Annotated in this window: 16 protein-coding genes; 10 read left to right on the top strand and 6 right to left on the bottom strand. The window is 71.4% G+C overall.

Annotated features, from left to right (window positions below; all coding sequences use genetic code 11):
• Positions 1-86 precede the first annotated feature (86 nt).
• The 3 genes from K343_RS0115225 (at position 87) to K343_RS0115215 (ending at position 4,195) form a co-directional block, all read left to right on the top strand.
• Positions 87-2,249, top strand: a complete 2,163-nt coding sequence (locus K343_RS0115225; protein ID WP_028008810.1) for a PQQ-dependent dehydrogenase, methanol/ethanol family — start codon at positions 87-89, stop codon at positions 2,247-2,249.
• Positions 2,250-2,360: 111 nt separating this feature from the next.
• Positions 2,361-3,773, top strand: a complete 1,413-nt coding sequence (locus K343_RS0115220) for an MFS transporter (RefSeq protein WP_051278518.1) — start codon at positions 2,361-2,363, stop codon at positions 3,771-3,773.
• A complete protein-coding gene (locus tag K343_RS0115215) occupies positions 3,770-4,195 on the top strand; it encodes a MarR family winged helix-turn-helix transcriptional regulator (RefSeq protein ID WP_028008808.1) in 426 nt (141 codons plus the stop codon). The genes K343_RS0115220 and K343_RS0115215 overlap by 4 nt, the downstream gene beginning before the upstream one ends.
• 116 nt (positions 4,196-4,311) lie before the next feature.
• Here the strand turns inward: K343_RS0115215 and K343_RS0115210 are convergent, their stop codons facing one another.
• Positions 4,312-5,382: a CE1 family esterase gene (locus tag K343_RS0115210; RefSeq protein ID WP_084615920.1), complete on the bottom strand. Its 1,071-nt coding sequence runs from the start codon at positions 5,380-5,382 to the stop codon at positions 4,312-4,314.
• Entirely contained in the window at positions 5,351-5,752 is a 402-nt protein-coding gene (locus K343_RS25070) for a hypothetical protein (RefSeq protein ID WP_245585210.1), read from the bottom strand. The genes K343_RS0115210 and K343_RS25070 overlap by 32 nt, the downstream gene beginning before the upstream one ends.
• Between K343_RS25070 and K343_RS0115205 the strand changes: the two genes are divergently transcribed.
• The gene (locus tag K343_RS0115205; protein WP_245585209.1) at positions 5,648-5,881 is read left to right on the top strand and encodes a GIY-YIG nuclease family protein; all 234 of its coding nucleotides are present in this window, start codon (positions 5,648-5,650) and stop codon (positions 5,879-5,881) included. The two genes, K343_RS25070 and K343_RS0115205, sit on opposite strands and share 105 nt — an antisense overlap.
• On the opposite strand, the gene K343_RS0115200 is transcribed toward K343_RS0115205, so the two are convergent.
• A complete protein-coding gene (locus K343_RS0115200; RefSeq protein ID WP_028008805.1) occupies positions 5,790-6,824 on the bottom strand; it encodes a tRNA dihydrouridine synthase in 1,035 nt (344 codons plus the stop codon). The genes K343_RS0115205 and K343_RS0115200 overlap by 92 nt on opposite strands.
• Positions 6,825-6,979: 155 nt before the next feature.
• Here K343_RS0115200 and K343_RS0115195 point away from each other — a divergent pair, with 155 nt between their 5' ends.
• A complete protein-coding gene (locus K343_RS0115195; protein WP_028008804.1) occupies positions 6,980-8,101 on the top strand; it encodes a VIT1/CCC1 transporter family protein in 1,122 nt (373 codons plus the stop codon).
• A gap of 9 nt (positions 8,102-8,110) precedes the next feature.
• On the opposite strand, the gene K343_RS0115190 is transcribed toward K343_RS0115195, so the two are convergent.
• Positions 8,111-9,922 carry an AMP-dependent synthetase/ligase gene (locus tag K343_RS0115190; RefSeq protein ID WP_028008803.1) on the bottom strand — a complete coding sequence of 604 codons (1,812 nt, stop codon included), beginning with the start codon at positions 9,920-9,922 and terminating at the stop codon, positions 8,111-8,113.
• 169 nt (positions 9,923-10,091) lie between these two features.
• Positions 10,092-10,469 carry a hypothetical protein gene (locus tag K343_RS23590; protein WP_154662600.1) on the bottom strand — a complete coding sequence of 126 codons (378 nt, stop codon included), beginning with the start codon at positions 10,467-10,469 and terminating at the stop codon, positions 10,092-10,094.
• A gap of 105 nt (positions 10,470-10,574) precedes the next feature.
• Here K343_RS23590 and K343_RS0115180 point away from each other — a divergent pair, with 105 nt between their 5' ends.
• Both K343_RS0115180 and K343_RS0115175 read left to right on the top strand, forming a co-directional pair.
• Positions 10,575-11,825: an Hsp70 family protein gene (locus tag K343_RS0115180; RefSeq protein ID WP_028008801.1), complete on the top strand. Its 1,251-nt coding sequence runs from the start codon at positions 10,575-10,577 to the stop codon at positions 11,823-11,825.
• 82 nt (positions 11,826-11,907) lie between these two features.
• Positions 11,908-12,627, top strand: coding sequence for a TerC family protein (locus K343_RS0115175; protein WP_028008800.1), 720 nt, complete (start codon positions 11,908-11,910; stop codon positions 12,625-12,627).
• Here the strand turns inward: K343_RS0115175 and K343_RS0115170 are convergent.
• Positions 12,618-14,270, bottom strand: a complete 1,653-nt coding sequence (locus tag K343_RS0115170) for an acyl-CoA synthetase (RefSeq protein ID WP_028008799.1) — start codon at positions 14,268-14,270, stop codon at positions 12,618-12,620. The two genes, K343_RS0115175 and K343_RS0115170, sit on opposite strands and share 10 nt — an antisense overlap.
• Positions 14,271-14,453: 183 nt before the next feature.
• On the opposite strand from K343_RS0115170, the gene K343_RS0115165 reads away from it, so the two are divergent.
• From K343_RS0115165 to K343_RS0115155, 3 genes are all read left to right on the top strand, one after another.
• Positions 14,454-15,152 carry a Crp/Fnr family transcriptional regulator gene (locus K343_RS0115165; RefSeq protein WP_028008798.1) on the top strand — a complete coding sequence of 233 codons (699 nt, stop codon included), beginning with the start codon at positions 14,454-14,456 and terminating at the stop codon, positions 15,150-15,152.
• 407 nt (positions 15,153-15,559) lie between these two features.
• Complete coding sequence (locus K343_RS22400; RefSeq protein ID WP_051278516.1) at positions 15,560-16,573, top strand: alpha/beta hydrolase; 1,014 nt, start codon at positions 15,560-15,562, stop codon at positions 16,571-16,573.
• Positions 16,574-16,617: 44 nt separating this feature from the next.
• Entirely contained in the window at positions 16,618-18,108 is a 1,491-nt protein-coding gene (locus K343_RS0115155) for an OprO/OprP family phosphate-selective porin (RefSeq protein ID WP_028008797.1), read from the top strand.
• Positions 18,109-18,110: the final 2 nt, after the last annotated feature.

Here is an 18,110-nt window from a genome sequence, read left to right as displayed (position 1 = left end):
ATGACGGTCGCGCCCCGGTCGAGCCGCTAGAGTCGGCGCCAACGCCGGCCGCGGATCGCGAGCCGGCCGTCCACGGGAGGAGATCCATGAAGCAGTCGGGCATGGCGGCGCTGGGCCGCCGCGCACTCGCGGGCCTCGTTGCGGCCGTCAGCCTCGGCCTCGCCGCGCAGGCGGCGGCGCAGATCGACAATGCGGCGCTGTCGAACGAAGCCGATGGCACCAACTGGGCCGCCAACGGCCGTACCTTCAGCGAGCAGCACTACAGCCCGCTCGAACAGATCAACGCGCAGAACGTCGGACGCCTGGGGCTCGCCTGGGCGCTGGATTTCGACGATGTCTGGAACCTGGCGACGATGCCGGTCGCTGTCGACGGCGTCGTCTACGTCGCCGCCGGCTATTCGGTGATCCATGCCATTGACGCGCGCAGCGGCCAGCTGCTGTGGAAGTACGACCCCAAGGTCGACGTCCAGAAGATGCGCATGGCCTGGGGCATCCGCGGTCTCACCTACTGGAACGGCAAGGTCTACGCCGGCGTGCAGGACGGCCGCCTGTTCGCGCTCGACGCGAAGACCGGCCGGCTCGTCTGGGAAACGCAGACCACCGAACCCGGCGACAACCGCTACATCACCGGCGCGCCGCGCGTCTGGCAAGGCAGCGACGGCCGCGCGCGCGTGATCATCGGCCACGGCGGCGCCGACTTCGGCCACGTGCGCGGCTACGTGACGACCTACGACGCCGAGACCGGCGCGCAGATCTGGCGCTGGTGGATCGTGCCTGGCAATCCGGCCGACGGCTTCGAGAACAAGGCCATGGAAATGGCCGCGAAGACCTGGAACGGCGAATGGTGGAAGTACGGCGGCGGCGGCACCGCGTGGAACGCGATGACCTACGACCCCAAGTACAACCGCGTCTACATCGGCACCGGCAACGGCGGCCCGTGGAACGCCAAGCTGCGCTCGCCGGGCGGCGGCGACAACCTGTTCCTGTGCTCGGTCGTCGCGCTCGACGCCGACACCGGCGAGTACGTCTGGCACTACCAGACCACGCCGGGCGAGACCTGGGACTTCAACTCGACGATGGACATCACGCTGGCGACGATCGCCATTGATGGCCAGCCGCGCGACGTCATCCTGCACGCGCCGAAGAACGGCTTCTTCTACGTCATCGATCGCGCCACCGGCAAACTGATTTCTGCCGAGAAGCTCGGCAAGGTCACCTGGGCGAAGTACGTCGATCTCAATACGGGCCGCCCGGTCGAAGTACCCGGCGCGCGCTATGAGGACGGCGAGGCGCTGATCTGGCCCGGCTCGGCCGGCCTGCACAACTGGCCGCCGATGTCGTACAGCCCGAAGACCGGCCTCGTCTACATCCCGGCGCATGAGATGGCCGGCTACTACAACGACGAGGGTCGCGACCCGAAGACCTGGACGATGACGCCGAACGACGTCATGGGCCTGCGCGGCTTCTTCGACGACGTGCCGAAGAACGCCGGCACCTCGTCGCTGATTGCCTGGAATCCGGCCGCGCAGAAGAAAGCCTGGGAAGAACCGGTGCCCGGCGCCAACAACGGCGGCGTGATGGCGACCGCCGGCGGCCTCGTCTTCCAGGGCCAGGCCGACGGCAGGTTCGTCGCGCACGATGCGCGGACCGGCAAGATCGTCTGGAGCTTCGACATGGGCGTCGGCTCGATGGGCGCGCCGATCAGCTACGAGGTCGACGGCAAGCAGTACATCACCGTGCCGGCCGGCTGGGCCGGCGGACAGATGCTGCTCGGCTCGCTGTCCGCACAGCACGGCTGGGTCGGCCGCAACCATCCGCGGCGCCTGCTGACTTTCGTGCTCGACGGCCAGGCGGCGCTGCCGCCGACGGCGCCGCCGTCGCAGGTGACGCCGCTCGACGCACCCGAGTTCAAGCTCGACATGGCGCTCGCCGAGCAGGGCAAGCTGATCTACACCCGCTGCGTGATCTGCCACGGCGTGTCCGCGGTCGCCGGCGGCTACGCCCCGGACCTGCGCGCTTCGCAGATTCCGCTGTCGACGCCGGCGTTCACGGCGATCGTCCGCGACGGCGGGCTGCTCGCGCGCGGCATGCCGGCGTTCGGCGAACTGTCCGACGAGCAGCTGCTCGCGCTGCAGCACTACATCCGCGAGCGCGCGCGCTACCAGCCGACGGCCTGGGAGAAGATCAAGACCGCCTGGCACTTCATCGTGCTGATGATCAAGATGAAGCTGAAAGCCTGGGGCCTGTAGAACCCCCGCCGCACGCAACGAAGAAGGGCCGCGCCAGCGGCCCTTCTTCGTTGGCGCGCGGCCGCGCGCCGTCCCCTTGACCTCTTTTAGTTGCATTTATACAATTATTGTATGATTACAACTAATTCCCCTTCGCCACCCGCGCGAAGCAAGCTCATCCTCGCTACCTGCTGCCTGAGTCTGCTGGTGGTATCGATGGACGTCACCATCGTCAATGTCGCGCTGCCGGCCATCCGGCGCGAGCTCGGCGCGTCTGTTGCCGATCTGCAGTGGGTGGTGGATGCGTACACGATCGTCCTCGCCAGCTTTCTGATGCTGGGCGGCGCGACGGCCGATCGGCTCGGACGGCGGCGGGTCTTCCGGTGGGGTATGGCGCTGTTCACCTTCGGCTCCGTGCTGTGCAGCTTTGCCGACAGCACCGCCGTCCTGGTGATGGCGCGCATCGTGCAGGCACTGGGCGGCTCGATGCTCAATCCGGTCGCGATGGCGATCGTCGTGCACACCTTCCCTGCGCCAGCCGATCGCGCGCGCGCCATCGGCATCTGGGGCGCGGTCGCCGGCATCGCGATGGCCCTGGGCCCGCTGGCCGGCGGCGTGCTCACGCAGGCCTTTGGCTGGCGATCGGTGTTCTGGATCAATCTGCCGATCGGCCTGCTCGCGCTGTGGCTCACCTCGCGCTACGTCCCCGAGTCGCGCGCGCCGACGCCGCGACGGCCGGACACGGTCGGCCAGATCCTGCTGCTGACCGGCCTCGCGGCACTGATCTACACGCTGATCGAAGCCCCGCGGGCCGACGGCGTCGAAGCCGGCGGCGCGGCGCTGCTCGCGGCGGCGGCCTTCATCGCCCTGCTGATCTACGAACCGCGCCGGCACGAGCCGCTGCTCGATCTGCGCTTCTTCAGGAGCCTGCCGTTCAGTACTGCCACGCTGATCGCGATCAGCATGTTCGCGGCGATGGGCGCATTCCTGTTTCTCGGCTCGATCTATCTGCAGGAAACGCGAGGCCTGTCGGCGCCGCTCGCAGGCCTGTGCCTCCTGCCGATGGCGGTTGCGGTGATCGGCCTGTCGCCGCTGTCGGGCCGCATGGTCGCCGTGCGCGGCGCGCGACCCTCGCTGCTGATCAGCGGCGTCGCGCTGGTGCTCAGCACGTTGATGCTGACGCGACTCGCCGCCGACACGCCGCTGCCGATGGTGCTGACCGCGTTCTTCGTTTTCGGCTGCGGCTTCGGCATGGTCAATGCGCCGATCACTTATGCCGCCGTGTCCGGCCTGCCACGTGCACAGGCCGGCCTCGCCTCGGCCGTCGCCAGCACCAGCCGGCAGATCGGCGTGTCGCTGGGCGTCGCGCTCGCCGGATCGCTGACCGGCGATCGCGTGGCCGATTTCGCGGCCGCGACGCATCGTGTGTGGTGGATACTCGCGGGCAGCGGCGCGCTCATCGTCGGCCTCGCCCTGCTCGCGACCGGCGCGCGTGGACGCGCCAGCGCCGAACGCGTTGCACACCTGCTGGAGGAGCCCCAGTGAAACCCGCACAGCGTGATGCCGAGCGCATCTGGCAGATTCTCGTCGCGCTGGTCATGGAGTCGCGCGGCGACTGGCGCCGCAAGGCCGCCGAAGCCACCGGCCTGCCGTTCAGTCGCGTGCGCGCCCTGCGGCGCTTGAAGGATCAGGATCGCAGCCTGCGCGATCTCGCCTGGGAGATGGGCACCGACGCGCCGGCCGCGACGGTGATCATCAACGACCTCGAGGAACGCGGACTCGTGGAGCGCCGCGCGCACCCGGAAGATCGCCGCTCCAAGCTCGTCTCGCTCACCGCCGAAGGGCGCAAGCGCGTTGCCGCACTGCGCAAGATCACCGACGAGCCGCCGCCCAGCCTGGCCAGCCTGCCGGCAGAGGATCTCGCCCAGCTGCTGCGAATCCTGGAACGGGTCGGCGGAGCAGGCTAAGGCCTGCTGAAGACAACCCGAGCATTCCCCGCCGCAGCACCGATCCGGCGCTGCGGCGGGGCAGCCTCCTCGCTGCGCGCCTTGCGATGACGCGCCGAGTCCGCGCGGCGCCGCACTCAGCGGTGGTACAGGCTCGCGAAGTTCCAGATCTCCGTCGTCGCATCGACGTCGGTGCTGGTCGTGCCGATGATCGGCACCGGCAGGTACTGCCAGCCGCCCGGCCAGGCGTGGCCGCCGCCCTGGACGGTGTAGAGCCGTACTTCGCCGCCGCTGCCGCAGCCGGTATTGCGCGCCAGGCTGACGGTCGTGCCGTCGGCGGTCGAATCCGGCAGCGCCGTGGTCAGCGTCGCCGAGGCGCTGCAGTTGAGACGGCCGAGCCAGAAGTTGAACGTGTCCGGTGCCGAGCGCACGCCGAGGCGGCTGCCGTCGTAGGGCACGATCGGATCGGCGGTGCCATCCATGAACATGATCGGCCGCGGCGTCGCCGGCGCACAGGCGTTCATCAGGCCGCCGCTGATGGTGCCGGAGATCAGCGCCGCGGCGGCGACCAGATCGGACCGCTCGCAGGCGAAACGCTCGCTCATGAACGCGCCGTTCGACAGGCCGCTGACATAGATGCGCGAGGCATCGGCCTGAAAGACGCCGGTCATGACGTCGACGACGTCGGACAGGAAGCCGACGTCGTCGATGCCGATCGAGTTGCCGGGATCGTCGTTCCAGGTGCCGTTGAGCGCTTCGGGCAGCACCACCCAGACGCCCTTGGCGGCGACCAGATCCGGCGCTTCGCTGAGATTGGACTGGTTCTCCGCGGTGCCGCCGTTGCCGTGCAGCATCATCAGGATCGGCGCGCCGGCGACCGGATTCTGCGGGCGCACGACCAGCACGCGCCGCATCTGGCCATCATGCGTGAAGGTCATGTCGAAGGCCGAGGTGCCGCGCGTCAGCAGCAGGTAGCGTCCCTGGATGCGCACGACGGTATGCGCGATCAGCGAGCCGGCGTTCTGCGTCAGGCCGACCAGCACATCGCCGATCGGGCTGGTGACGGTACCGGAGATATCGGCGAGCGTGCGCAGCACGGTGCCGGTCGTCGTCTTCAACAGGCCGGCGTGACCGTCGATGCTGCCGACCGCGAGCGCCAGCGCCAGCGCGATGCCGCTACTGCGTGCAACGAGTTTTCCAGCGTCCATGCCTGCTCTCCTGTCGTAATGGATCGTCCGTGACAGACGAACGCGCGGTCGCCGCCGCGGACAGACCAGCGTGCACGCCGCGCGGGCGACCGGGCAACGCCGGAAAATCCGATTCGCGCGTAGGAAAACTCTCCCCCCAGGACGATGCCAGCCGGCATACTGCGCGCTGCCCACCCTTTCGTCCCGCATGGCCGACGCTGCCGAAACCGACCGCATCTGGTTCCTGTACCTGCTCGAATGCGAGGATGGCAGTCTCTACGCCGGCATCAGCCCCGATCCGCGGCGGCGCCTGCAGCAGCACCTCGACGGGCGCGGCGCCCGTTACACGCGAGCGCACCGGCCGCAGCGCCTCGTCGCGCAGCAGGCGCATGCCTCACGGGCGCAGGCGTCGAGCGCCGAGTACCGGCTCAAGCGGCTGCGTCGAGCGCAGAAGCTGGTGTGGGCGGCAGCGCATGCCGTTGCGCCGTCGGCGCCGGCCGCTGCGGGCGATCCAGACTGACGCCGAGCAGGGCGTCGAGCGCGCGGCAGTCCGCTTCGGCGCGCACGCGCTGCCACAGCGCATCGGCGGCCGGATAGCCGCGCGCCAGCCAGACCAGCCATTGCTTGAGCCGTCCGGCCGCGAAGCGCGGCGGCGCGCGGTGACGCAGCTGCTGCCAGAAGTCCTGCAGCAGCGCCAGCACCTCGCTCCAGGCCATGGGCTGCGGCACGCGGCCGGCGCGCGCTTCGGCGATCTGCCGCGCCAGATCCGGCCGCGCGACCAGACCGCGGCCGAGCATGAAGTGCTCGACGCCGCTCGCCGCGCGGCAGCGCTGCCAGTCCTCGACCGACCAGATCTCGCCGTTGGCGTAGACGTCGATCGCCGCCGGCACGCAGTCGCGAACGCGCGCGACCCATTCCCAGTGCGCCGGCGGCCGGTAACCGTCGACCTTGGTGCGCGCGTGCACGACGATCTGCGCGACGCCGCCGTCGACCAGCGCGCGCGCGCAGTCGAGCGCGGCGTCGGCGTTCTCGTAGCCGAGCCGCATCTTCGCCGTCACCGGAATCGCCGCCGGCACCGCCGCGCGCACGGCGCCGACGATGCGTCCCATCAGCTCCGGCTCCTTGAGCAGCACCGCGCCGCCGCGCGAGCGGTTGACGGTCTTGGCCGGGCAGCCGAAGTTCAGATCGATGACCGGCGCGCCGAGCGCGCATGCCAACGCCGCGTTGTCGGCCAGGCAGGCCGGATCGGAGCCGAGCAGCTGTACGCGCATCGGCGTACCGGCCGGCGTGCGCGCGCCGTGCGCGAGTTCCGGCGCATAGCGGCGGAACACCGAGGCCGGCAGGCGGCGGTCGTTGACACGGATGAATTCGCTGACGCACCAGTCGATGCCGCCGACGCGCGTCAGCACGTCGCGCAGCAGATCGTCGACGAAGCCTTCCATCGGTGCCAGCGCCAGCTGCATCGCGCGCCCCGCTCAGTGACGCAGGCGGCCGCCGCGCGCGTGCGCGCAGGGCTGAAGAGCGGGAGAGGCGACGGAAGGCATCGGCATGCGACATTATGGCATCACCGCCTGCGGCCCTCGTCCGGCGCCGCGGCCACCATCCCGGGAGCATGTGCGTGAGCGACAGCGAGGTCGAACGGTACCGGCGCAATCTTCAGGACGAGCGCGACGGCGCGAGCCTGTACGCGGCGCTGGCCGCCGCCGAATCCGATCCGGTGCGCAAGGATCTGTTCACCCAGCTGTCGCAGGCCGAGGCCGAACACGCCCAGGTCTGGCACGCCAAGCTCGCCGCGCTCGGCATCAAGGATCCGGCCTATGCGCCGAGCCTGCGCACGCGCCTGCTCACGCGCCTCGCGCGCCGCTTCGGACCGCGCTTCGTGCTGCCGTCGATCGCCGCCGCCGAGTTCGCCGACCGCGACAAATACGCCGGCCAGGCCGACGCCGCGGCGCTGTCGAGCGAGGAACGCGGCCATGCCGCCGTGGTCCAGGCCGCGGCCGCCGGCGCCGGCGGCAAGGGCATCGCCGGCAGCGAGATCGCGCGCGCCGAGCCCTGGCATCGCGGCGGTTCCGGCAACGATTTGCGCGCCGCCGTGCTCGGCGCCAACGACGGTCTGGTCTCGAACTTCTGTCTGGTGATGGGCGTCGCCGGCGCCGGCACCGGCGGCCGCGAGATTCTGCTGACCGGCCTCGCCGGACTCGCCGCCGGCGCCTGCTCGATGGCGCTCGGCGAATGGCTGTCGGTGACCAACGCGCGCGAACTCGCCGAGACGCAGATCGCGCGCGAGCGCGAGGAAATCGAACAGACGCCGGAGGCCGAGCAGAAGGAACTGGCGCTGATCTTCCAGGCCAAGGGCATCGACCGCGCCGACGCCCAGCGCATCGCCGCCGAGCTGATGCGCGACAAGACCGTCGCGCTCGACACGCTGGCGCGCGAGGAACTCGGCATCGATCCCGCCGAGCGCGGCGGCAATCCGTGGCGTGCGGCGATCACCTCGTTCGCGCTGTTCGCGGCCGGCGCGATCTGCCCGGTGCTGCCGTTCCTGTGGAGCGGCGGCGCGACGGCGATCGGTATCAGCATCGCGTTGAGCGCCGTCGCGCTCGCCGCCATCGGCTTCGTCACTTCGCTGTTCAGCGGCCGCACGCCGCTGTACTCGGCGCTGCGCCAGGTGCTGATCGGCTGTGCGGCGGCGGCCGTGACCTACGGCGCCGGCATGCTGTTCGGCGTGTCGGTGAGCTGAGGCGCGCGCTCAGCCGGCGCGGTAAACGTCGGCGATCGCGTCGGCCAGCCGCGCCTCGAGCGCGTTGCGCTTGAGCTTGAGCGTCGGCGTCATCAGGCCGTTCTCGATCGTCCACTTGTCGAGCGTCAGACGCACCTGGCGCGGCATCGCGTAGCGCGGGAACGACGTGGTCGCCGCGTGAATGCGCTGCAGCGCCGCGTCGCGTGCCGCCTTCGACGCCAGCCCGCTCGCGTCGGCCGGCACGCCGAGCTCGGCGGCGAGCGCCTGCCAGCGACCCGGCTCGAGCACCACGAACGCGGCGATGAACGGACGGTTGTCGCCGATCACGAAAGCCTGCTCGAACAGCGGGTCGGCGATGATCGCCGTCTCCAGATCGCCGGGCGCGATCTTCTCGCCGGTCGAGGTGACGATGATTTCCTTGATGCGGCCGACGATGCGCACGCGGCCGTCCTCGAGCGCCGCCTGATCGCCGGTGCGCAGCCAGCCGCCGTCGAGCAGCGTGCGCTGCGTGTCCTCCGGCCGCTTCCAATAGCCGCGCATCACGTTCGGACCGCGCACCTGCAGCTCGTCGCGCTCGCCGAGGCGGACCTCGACGCCGGCCAGCGGCCGGCCGACCGTGCCCGGCCGGTAGTCGTCGACCGTGTTCGCGGCGACCACCGGGCTGCTCTCGGTCATGCCGTAACCCTGGCGCAGCGGCACGCCCATGCCGACAAAGCAGTGCTCGACGGCCGGCGCCAGCGGCGCGCCGCCGCTGACGGCGATGCGCACGCGGCCGCCGAGCACGGCGCGCAGCCGGCGCGCCACCAGACGGTCGAGCAGCGGCCACAGCGCCGCGTCGAGCGCGCGCCGCGCGGCACCGCTCGTGTTCGGCGCATGCCGACGCCAGCCGACCGCCTCGGTGCGCGCGAACAGCCAGCGCGCCAGCGCGCTCGAGCGCGACTGCGCGTCCTGCACCGCGGCGTAGAGACGCTCGTAGATGCGCGGCACGGCGACGACGATCGTCGGCCGCACGGTCCTCAGGTCCTCGGCGATCTTGGCGATCGAACGTACGTAGACCACTTCGGCGCCGGCGGCGACCGGCAGGTAATAGCCGATCGTGCGCTCGAAGGTGTGCGACAGCGGCAGGATCGACAGGAACACATCGCCGGCCTCAACGCGGAAATGCGCCATCACCGCCTCGACGTTCGACAGCACGTTGCGGTGCGTCAGCATCACGCCCTTCGGCCGCCCGGTGGTGCCGGAGGTGTAGACGATCGCCGCCAGATCGTCGGGCTGCGCCGGCGACGGCGGCAGCGGCAGCGCGGCAGCCGCCGTCAGCCAGTCGGCGGCGCGCGTGACCGGCACCGCGGCGCCGTCCGGCACGGTCTCATCGGCGCCGGCGAGCACGACCTGGCGCAGCTGCGGTGTCGCCCCGCCGGCGGCGGCGATCGCCGCCCATTGCGCGGCGCTGGCGACGATCAGCGCCGACGCATCGCTGTCGCCGAGGATGTAGGCGATGCTCGCCGGATTGTCGATCGCGTGCATCGGCACCGGCACGTAGCCGCAGGCCAGACAGGCCTGGTCGACGGCGACCGCATCGAGACCGTTCGGCAGCAGGATCGCGACGCGCGCGCCGGCCGCCAGCTGCAGGCCGCCGAGCGCGCGGCGCCAGCCGTCGACGCGCGCCGCCATCGTCGACCAGCTCAGCGCCTGCCACTGCCCGCGCGCAGCGTCGAACTGCCGATAAGCCGGCGCGTCCGGCGTCGCCGCGACGCGCGCCGCGAACAGGGCGGACAGCGTGCCGGCGCTGACGGCCGGCGCGGAAATGCTTGCATCGTTCATGCGGACTCCAGGGAAATGGCGCGCGCGCCGCGCGTCCGGGCGAGCGGCCGGGGCGGCATCGCGCACGGCGCCTCGTCGAAGGAGCGGATATCCGCCGCGGCGCCGGGATCGCCGCCAGTGTGGCGCGGCACGCCCCGTCGGGCCATACGGGTTTTCCGCCGCGCGCCGTTCAGCCGGCAGCCTTGCGGGCGGCGCGCCGTTCGCGCGTCAGGTGCACGGCGAGCGCGATCAGCACGCCGGCCAGCGCCGAGCCGAACAGGCCGAGCACCGCCGACAGCGTCAGCATGCCCATGTTGCGCAGCGAGCGCGCCGCGGCCAGCACGCGCTCGCGCAGCGCCGCGGATTCATCGACCCGCGCCGGCGCCGCCGGCGGCTGCGCGGCCTCGCGTTCGCTCATCAGGCGCGGGAATACCGGTTGCGGCGCCGGTGCGGGCTCGGCCGCCGGTGCCGGTGCCGGCGCGGCAGGCGCGGCGGGCGGCGGATCGGCACACCAGGCGGCGGACGACAGCAACAGCCCCAGCGACAGGAACAGCGTACGAATCGACATGCGCCACATTATGCCTCGCAGCCCGGGCCTCTTGTGCCCGCCGCGCGAGCCAGTAGACTCGCGCCCCCATTTTCGCCGCCGCGCCCCGCGCGCTCTCTTTTGCCCATGCGCGCCTACACCGCGATCGACTTCGGCACTTCCAACTCCGCCGTCTGCGTCGGCAGCGGCCCGCACGGCCAGCTGGTCGCGCTCGAACAGGGCCGCGAGACGATGCCGACCGCGGTGTTCTACAACGCCGACGAGCGCCACACGGCGTTCGGCCGCCAGGCGATCCACGAGTACCAGGCCGGCTACGCCGGCCGCCTGATGCGCTCGCTGAAGAGCCTGCTCGGCAGCGAACTGCTCGACGAGACGACGCAGATCAACGGCAAGGCGGTCGCCTACCGCGAGATCATCGCCGGCTTCCTGCGCCACCTGCGCGACGCCGCGCAGGCCGAGAGCGAAGCGGCGCCGGAGCGGCTGGTGCTCGGCCGGCCGGTGCACTTCGTCGACGACAACGCCGAACGCGACCGTCTCGCCGAAAGCACGCTCGCCGAGATCGCGCGCGAGGCCGGCTTCGGCGAGGTGCACTTCCAGTACGAGCCGATCGCCGCGGCGATGGACTACGAGCGCGCCCTCGATCGCGAGGCGCTGGTGCTGGTCGCCGACATCGGCGGCGGCACCTCGGATTTCTCGCTGGTCCGCCTCGGCCCGGCGCGGGCGCAGCGCGACGAGCGCAGCGCCGACGTGCTCGCCAGCGGCGGCGTGCACATCGCCGGCACCGACTTCGACCAGCAGCTGAGCCTCGCCAGCGTGATGCCGGTGCTCGGCCTCGGCCACGTCGCCGCCAGCGGCAAGCCGGTGCCCTCGCACGTCTACTTCGAACTGGCGACCTGGCACCGCATCAACTTCCTCTACACGCCGCGCGCCTTGTCCGAGGCGCAGACGCTGCGGCCGTTCTTCGCCGACGCCGCGCTGCATGAGCGCCTGATGCGCGTGCTGCGCGAGCGCGAGGGCCATCGCATCGCCGGCCTCGTCGAAGACGCCAAGGTCGAGGTCGCCGACGGCGGCCACACGATGATCGATCTCGGCTTCATCGCCGCAGCGCTGGCCGCGCCGCTCGACGCCGCGCGGCTCGGCGACGCGATCGCCGCCGGCGTCGCCCGCATCGTCGACGCCGGCCTGCAGACCGCGCGCCGCGCCGGCGTCGCGCCGGCGGCGATCGACGCGATCTACTTCACCGGCGGCTCGACCGGCGTCCGCGCGCTGCGCGAGGCGATCGCCGCGGCCTTCCCGTCGAGCGCGCTGGTCAACGGCGACAAGTTCGCGAGCGTCGCGCGCGGCCTCGGCGTCTACGCCGGCCGGCTGTTCGCCTGAGGACGCCGGGCGCCGCGGCGCTCCCGTACAATCGGCCGACATTTCCACACGCGGTCACGCCGCCCGGCGCGCCGTGAGCGCCATGCCCGACATCGTCCTCGACAGCGAACTGCTGGTCACGATCCTGCAGATCATCGCCATCGACGTCCTGCTCGGCGGCGACAACGCCGTCGTCATCGCGCTGGCCTGCCGCAAGCTGCCGCCCGATCTGCGCAACCGCGGCATCTTCTGGGGCGTGTTCGGCGCGATCGGCCTGCGCACGCTGCTGGTGTTTTTCGCGCTCGAACTGCTGGCGCTGCCGTTCCTGCGCATCGCCGGCGCGCTGCTGCTGCTGTGGATCGGCGTCAAGCTGCTGCGCCCGCAGGACGAAGACCACGCCGAGGTGCCGGCGAGCACGCATCTGCTCGGCGCGATCCGCACCATCATCGTCGCCGACGCGGTGATGAGCCTCGACAACGTGGTCGCGATCGCCGGCGCCGCCGATGGACACATCGCGCTGGTCGCCGCCGGCATCCTGATCAGCGTGCCGATCATCGTCTGGGGCAGCAAGCTGGTGCTGCGCCTGATGGACCGCTTCCCGGCCGTCATCACGCTCGGCGCCGCGCTGCTCGGCTGGATCGCCGGCGAGATGTGGCTCGGCGACCGCGCGCTGGCGACGCACGCCGCCGCGCTGCCGGCGTGGACGCACTACGTCTCGTCGCTCGCCGGCGCGCTGCTGGTGGTGACGAGCGGCCGCTGGCTGGCCCGCCGCGACGCCCGCGCGCAGGACGCGGCGGCGGCACGGCGCGACACTCAGGACTGAGGCTTGCCGGCGAGATCGATCGCCTGCTGCGAGCCGGCCAGCTTGCGCAGCTCGAACTTCTGGATCTTGCCGGTCGAGGTCTTCGGCAGCTCGCCGAAGCGCACCGCGCGCGGCAGCTTGTAGCCGGCCAGCCATTCGCGGCAGTGCGCGATCAGCGCCTCGGCGCTGACCTCGGCGCCCGGCTTGAGCTCGACGAACGCGCACGGCGCCTCGCCCCACTTCGGATCCGGCATCGCCACCACGGCGACCGCCGACACCGCCGGATGGCGGTACAGCGCGTCCTCGACCTCGATGCTGGAGATGTTCTCGCCGCCGGAGATGATGATGTCCTTGCTGCGGTCGCGGATCTGCACGTAGCCGTCCGGCGCCATCACACCGAGGTCGCCGGTATGGAACCAGCCGCCGCGAAACGCTTCCTCGGTCGCGCGCGGGTTCTTCAGGTAGCCCTTCATGCAGATGTTGCCGCGGAACACGATCTCGCCCATCGTGCGGCCGTCGGCCGGCACCGGCTGCAGGGTGGTCGGGTCAAGCACGCTGACTTCGCGCTGCAGGTGGTAACGCACGCCCTGACGGGCGTTGAGTCGCGCGCGCTCCTCGCCGTCGAGCGCCTGCCAGCGCTCCTGCTGCGCGCAGACCGCGGCCGGTCCGTAGACCTCGGTGAGACCGTAGACGTGCGTCAGCTCGAAGCCCATCGCCGCCATCTGCGCGATCACCGACGGCGACGGCGGAGCGCCGGCGACCATCGTGCGCACCGTGTGCGTGATGCCCTCGCGCCATTCGGCCGGGGCGTTGGCGAGCGCGCTCTGCACGATCGGCGCGCCGCAGTAGTGCGTGACGCGCTCATCGCAGATCAGCTCGAAAACTTTCCTGGCCTCGAACTTGCGCAGGCAGACGTTGACGCCGGCGCGCGCCGCGACCGTCCACGGAAAGCACCAGCCGTTGCAGTGGAACATCGGCAGCGTCCACAGATAGACCGGGTGCTTGCCCATGTCCCATTCGAGCACGTTGCTGACCGCGTTCAGCGCCGCACCGCGATGGTGGTAGACGACGCCCTTCGGGTCGCCGGTGGTGCCCGAGGTGTAGTTCAGCGCGATCGCGTCCCACTCGTCGGCCGGCAGCTGCCAGGCGAACGCCGGATCGCCGCCGGCGAGGAAATCCTCGTACTGCGTCCATTCCGGCACCGGCGCGGCGCCGGATTCGGCATCGTGCACGGCGATGATCTGCAGGCCGCGCAGCTCGCCGAGCATGCGCCGCACCTGCGGCGCGAATTCGGTATCGACGATCAGCGCGCGCGCCTCGCCGTGGCTCAGCATGAAGCGCAGGCTGGCCTCGTCGAGGCGCGTGTTGAGGGTGTTGAGCACGGCGCCGGCCATCGGCACGCCGAAGTGCGCCTCGACCATCGGCGGCGTGTTCGGCAGCAGCACGGCGACGGTCTCGCCGCGGGCGATGCCGGCCTTCTGCAGCGCGCTCGCCAGACGCCGTGCGCGCGTATAGGTCTCGGCCCAGCTGCGCCGCTCGGCGCCGTAGACGACCGCCGTGCGCTCGCCGTAGACGGCGGCGGCGCGGGCGATGAAATCGATCGGCGTCAGCGCCGCATAGTTGGCTTCGCTGCGCGCGAGCCCCTGTTCGTAGGCAGTGGTCATCTGCGTCTCTCTCCCCGGCCGCGGCCGGCGCTTGGCATGTCCCGCAGGCGCGGGAACGGTTTCGATGTCATGGCCCGCCGCCGCTGCGTGCGGCGCGCCGGGCGCGGCGAGCTTAGCGACAAGGCTACCCCCTGCTCTGTCATCTGGACGACAATCGAAGCTCCCCGAGCGCCGATCCGGTCCATGTCCGAAGCGTCCCCCGCCAGCCTGTCCGCCGCCCTCCGGACCCATCCGTGGTTCGGCGAGCTGGCCGACGCGCACCGCGCGCTGGTCCTCGACACGGCGCGGCTCGTGCACTTCGACGCCGGCGAGTTCGTCGCGCGCCGCAACGCGCCGTCGGCCGACTGGATCGGCGTGCATCGCGGCCTCGTCAAGCTCGCCGTCTACAACGCCGCCGGCGACAGCTGCACGTTCTCCGGCGTGCCGGCCGGCGGCTGGTTCGGCGAAGGCAGCGTGCTCAAGCGCGAGCTGCGCCGCTACGACGTCATCGCCGTGCGGCCGTCCGACGTGATCCTGGTGCCGACCGAGACTTTCCACCAGCTGCTCGCCGCCAGCCTGCCGTTTTCGGGCTTCGTGATCCGCCAGCTCAACGAGCGCATGGGCGAGTTCATCGCCGCGATCCAGAACCAGCGCCTGCTGTCGGTCGAAGGCCAGGTCGCCGGCGCGCTCGCGCAGCTGTTCAATCCGCAGCTGTATCCGTTCACCGCGACGGTGCTGGAACTGTCGCAGGAAGAACTCGGCCTGCTGACCGGCCTGTCGCGACAGCGCGTCAACCGCGCGCTGCGCGCGCTCGAAACGCAGGGCCTGCTGGCGCTGTCGTACAACCGCATCGAGATCCTCGATCTGCCGCGCCTGCGCGCGTTCTGGCAACGCCAGACCTGAAGACCGCCGGCCAGGCCCGCGCCGCAGCCGGCCGCGCCGCAGCCCTCACGCCGGCGTCGCCGCCGGCCCCCGGGCGCCAAGGCCCAAGGAGCCGCTGAATAACGCCGTCATCGCGAGGCCGCGCAGCGGCCGCGGCGATCCAGATATATCGCTTGCGCAGGGCGCTACTGGATGGCTTCGTCGCCGGCGGCGCCTCGCCATGACGGGACAGGGCTGCTTCAGACCGTCCCTAAGACCAAGGCCCTAACACCAAGGCCCTAACACCAAGGTGTTATTGGGTCGGCAGCGGCGCGCGCGTTACAAAGCCGCATGCCGATCGGGCGCACAGCGCGCCACGTGCGGCCCCCGCCCCGCGGCGGAGACAAGAACCACAAACGCGCCGTCCGCGGCGCAGGAGGAGCGTCACCATGCCTTCGATTTCCCGCGCCTGCCGCGCGCTCGCGATCCTCGTGCTCGCGGGCGGCGCCGGCCCGGCGGTCGCCGCCGCCGGCGCCGCGCCGACGGTCATCCCGCTGTGGCCGGACGCGGCGCTCGCCGACGCGCCGGTGCGCGGCCCCGAGCGTGTCGGCCGCGACGGCAAGGGCACCGGCGCCATTTCCAACATCCGCACGCCGCGCCTGGAGCTCTACCGCCCGGCCACGCCGAACGGCACGGCGGTGCTGATCGCCGGCGGCGGCGGCTACTTCCGCATCCAGATCGGCAACGAAGCGGCGCCGACCGCGAAGTGGCTGGCGGCGCTCGGCGTCACCGCCGCGGTGCTCTACTACCGGCTGCCGGCCGACGGCTGGCCGGCCAGCGCACCGTTCGCCGACGCGCAGCGCGCGATGCGCATCCTGCGCAGCCGCGCCGGCGAGCTCGGCATCGACCCGCGGCAGATCGGCATGCTCGGCATGTCGGCCGGCGGCCACCTCGCGGCGATCACCGCAACGCGTTTCGCCGATCCGTTCTACGCGCCGCTCGACGCGATCGACCAGGTCTCGGCGCGGCCCGATTTCGCGGCGCTGATCTTCCCGGTGATTTCGCTGCAGGCGCCGCTCGACACCACGCGCAGCAAGCGCGAGCTGTCGACGCAAAAGGACGCCGTCGAGGCCTACTCGGCCGAGCGGCATGTCACCCACGACACGCCGCCGACCTTCCTCGCGCACGCCGCCGACGATCCGATCGCCGACGTCGGCCACAGCCTGGCGATGTTCAAGGCCCTGCACGCGGCCTCGGTGCCGGCCGAGCTGCACGTGTTCGAAGCCGGCGGCCACGGCTGGGGGCTCGGCATGCCGGGCACGCTGGTCGCGCAGTGGCCGCGCCTGTTCGCGACCTGGGCCCGCAGCCACGGCTTCATGGCCGGCACGGGCTACGCCGTGCCGCTCGCGCCCGCCGCCAAGGCGCAGGTCCACGACGACCGCAGCGCGCTGCGCGACGAGTGACGCTCGTCCGCACATCGACCGCATTCACCAGACCAGGCATTCCGATGATTCCCTTTCGCAAGACCGCGCTGGCCGCGACGATCGGCGGCACGCTGCTGGCGTGCACGCTGCCGGCGCACGCCGCCGACGTCAGCAACGCCGAACTGCTCCGGCTGGTCCGGCAGCAGGCCGCACAGATCCAGCAGCTCGAAGCGCGGCTCGCCGCCGTCGAGGCCCAGGCGCATGGCGCCGCGACCGCCAGCGCCGCGGCGCCCGCCGCTGATGCACCGGCGACGCAGGCCGCGAGCACGCAGGCGCAGATCGACGCGGCGATCGCCGACACCCGGCAGAACCAGCTCGACGCGCTGCAGGCGCAGGTCGCGCAGCTCGCCGCCGGCGGGGTCAGCGGTGGCGGCGGCAACGTGCGCTGGACCGCCGGCGGTCCCGAGTTCCGCAGCGCCGACGGCTTCTTCAGCTTCCATCCGCGCGGCCGCGTGCTGCTCGACTTCTCGCACACCGACGGCTCGGCCTACGACGCGCGCAACATCAGCGGCACCGAAGCGCGCGACCTGCGCCTCGGCGCCGAAGGCTCGATGGGCGCGCTCGACTACAAGATCGACGTCGACTTCTCCGACCAGACGACCTCGGTCAAGGACGCCTGGATCGCCTACGACACGCGCCTGCTCGGCATCCCGGCGACGTTCACGCTCGGCAACCGCCTCAAGGACCGCAGCATCGACGGCTCCGGCACGCTGTCGCGGCAGCCGTTCATGGAGCGCAACGCGGTCGCCTCGGTCGGCCAGGGCGTCAACGGCTACTACGGCGTCGGCGGCTTCGTGAAGCTGTACGGCGACGGCTGGCACCTCGGCGCCAGCATCACCGGCGACGATCTCGACAACACCGGCACCGACAGCGATTCGATCATGTACGCCGTGCGCGCTCACTGGAACCCGCTCAAGGGCGCGCAGGGCTTCGTGCACGTCGGCAGCTGGTACTGGTACGAAAAGCTCGCCGACGACGTCACCTCGATCAACAACACGCCGCGCATCGGCCAGGACTTCAACGACAACCTGCGCGTGTCGGCCAGCTCGATCGCCAGCCCGACCCAGGACGAGGCCTACGGCTACGAACTCGGCGGCGTGTGGCGCAGCTTCTGGACGTTCGGCGAATACACCAAGCGCACGATCGACTCGGCGACCACCGACGTCAGCGAACGCGTCGCCACCTCGGTCTCGGCCGGCTGGCTGCTGACCGGCGAGAAGCCCGGCTTCTCGCGCCGCTCCGGCATCTGGGCCGGCACCAAGGTGCTGAACCCGGTGACCTCCGGCGGCTGGGGCGCCTGGGAGCTCGCCGCGCGCTTCGACCGCTACGACTTCCGCGATCTGCCCAAGGGCGGCAACGGCCGCGGCAGCACGATCGGCATCAACTGGTATCTCAACGACTGGTCGCGCCTGATGTTCGACTACGTCGACTGGAGCACCGACAACCGCGTCGGCGACTACAAGGGGCCGGACTCCGGCAAATCGATCGGCGTGCGCGCGCAGGTCGTCTGGTGAGC

Origin of the sequence: Solimonas flava DSM 18980, assembly GCF_000426685.1 — a bacterium.
In the GTDB taxonomy this organism is placed as follows: domain Bacteria; phylum Pseudomonadota; class Gammaproteobacteria; order Nevskiales; family Nevskiaceae; genus Solimonas; species Solimonas flava.
The sequence above is the reverse complement of the archived record's forward strand: the minus strand, read 5'-3'. Positions and strand labels throughout refer to the sequence as shown.

Coding starts and splice junctions, on each gene's coding strand:
- K343_RS0115225 (WP_028008810.1), top strand. CDS start 87: ATGAAGCAGTCGGGCATGGCGGCGCTGGGCCGCCGCGCACTCGCGGGC.
- K343_RS0115220 (WP_051278518.1), top strand. CDS start 2,361: ATGATTACAACTAATTCCCCTTCGCCACCCGCGCGAAGCAAGCTCATC.
- K343_RS0115210 (WP_084615920.1), bottom strand. CDS start 5,382: ATGGACGCTGGAAAACTCGTTGCACGCAGTAGCGGCATCGCGCTGGCG.
- K343_RS25070 (WP_245585210.1), bottom strand. CDS start 5,752: ATGCGCCTGCTGCGCGACGAGGCGCTGCGGCCGGTGCGCTCGCGTGTA.
- K343_RS0115200 (WP_028008805.1), bottom strand. CDS start 6,824: ATGCAGCTGGCGCTGGCACCGATGGAAGGCTTCGTCGACGATCTGCTG.
- K343_RS0115190 (WP_028008803.1), bottom strand. CDS start 9,922: ATGAACGATGCAAGCATTTCCGCGCCGGCCGTCAGCGCCGGCACGCTG.
- K343_RS23590 (WP_154662600.1), bottom strand. CDS start 10,469: ATGTCGATTCGTACGCTGTTCCTGTCGCTGGGGCTGTTGCTGTCGTCC.
- K343_RS0115180 (WP_028008801.1), top strand. CDS start 10,575: ATGCGCGCCTACACCGCGATCGACTTCGGCACTTCCAACTCCGCCGTC.
- K343_RS0115175 (WP_028008800.1), top strand. CDS start 11,908: ATGCCCGACATCGTCCTCGACAGCGAACTGCTGGTCACGATCCTGCAG.
- K343_RS0115170 (WP_028008799.1), bottom strand. CDS start 14,270: ATGACCACTGCCTACGAACAGGGGCTCGCGCGCAGCGAAGCCAACTAT.
- K343_RS0115165 (WP_028008798.1), top strand. CDS start 14,454: ATGTCCGAAGCGTCCCCCGCCAGCCTGTCCGCCGCCCTCCGGACCCAT.
- K343_RS22400 (WP_051278516.1), top strand. CDS start 15,560: ATGCCTTCGATTTCCCGCGCCTGCCGCGCGCTCGCGATCCTCGTGCTC.
- K343_RS0115155 (WP_028008797.1), top strand. CDS start 16,618: ATGATTCCCTTTCGCAAGACCGCGCTGGCCGCGACGATCGGCGGCACG.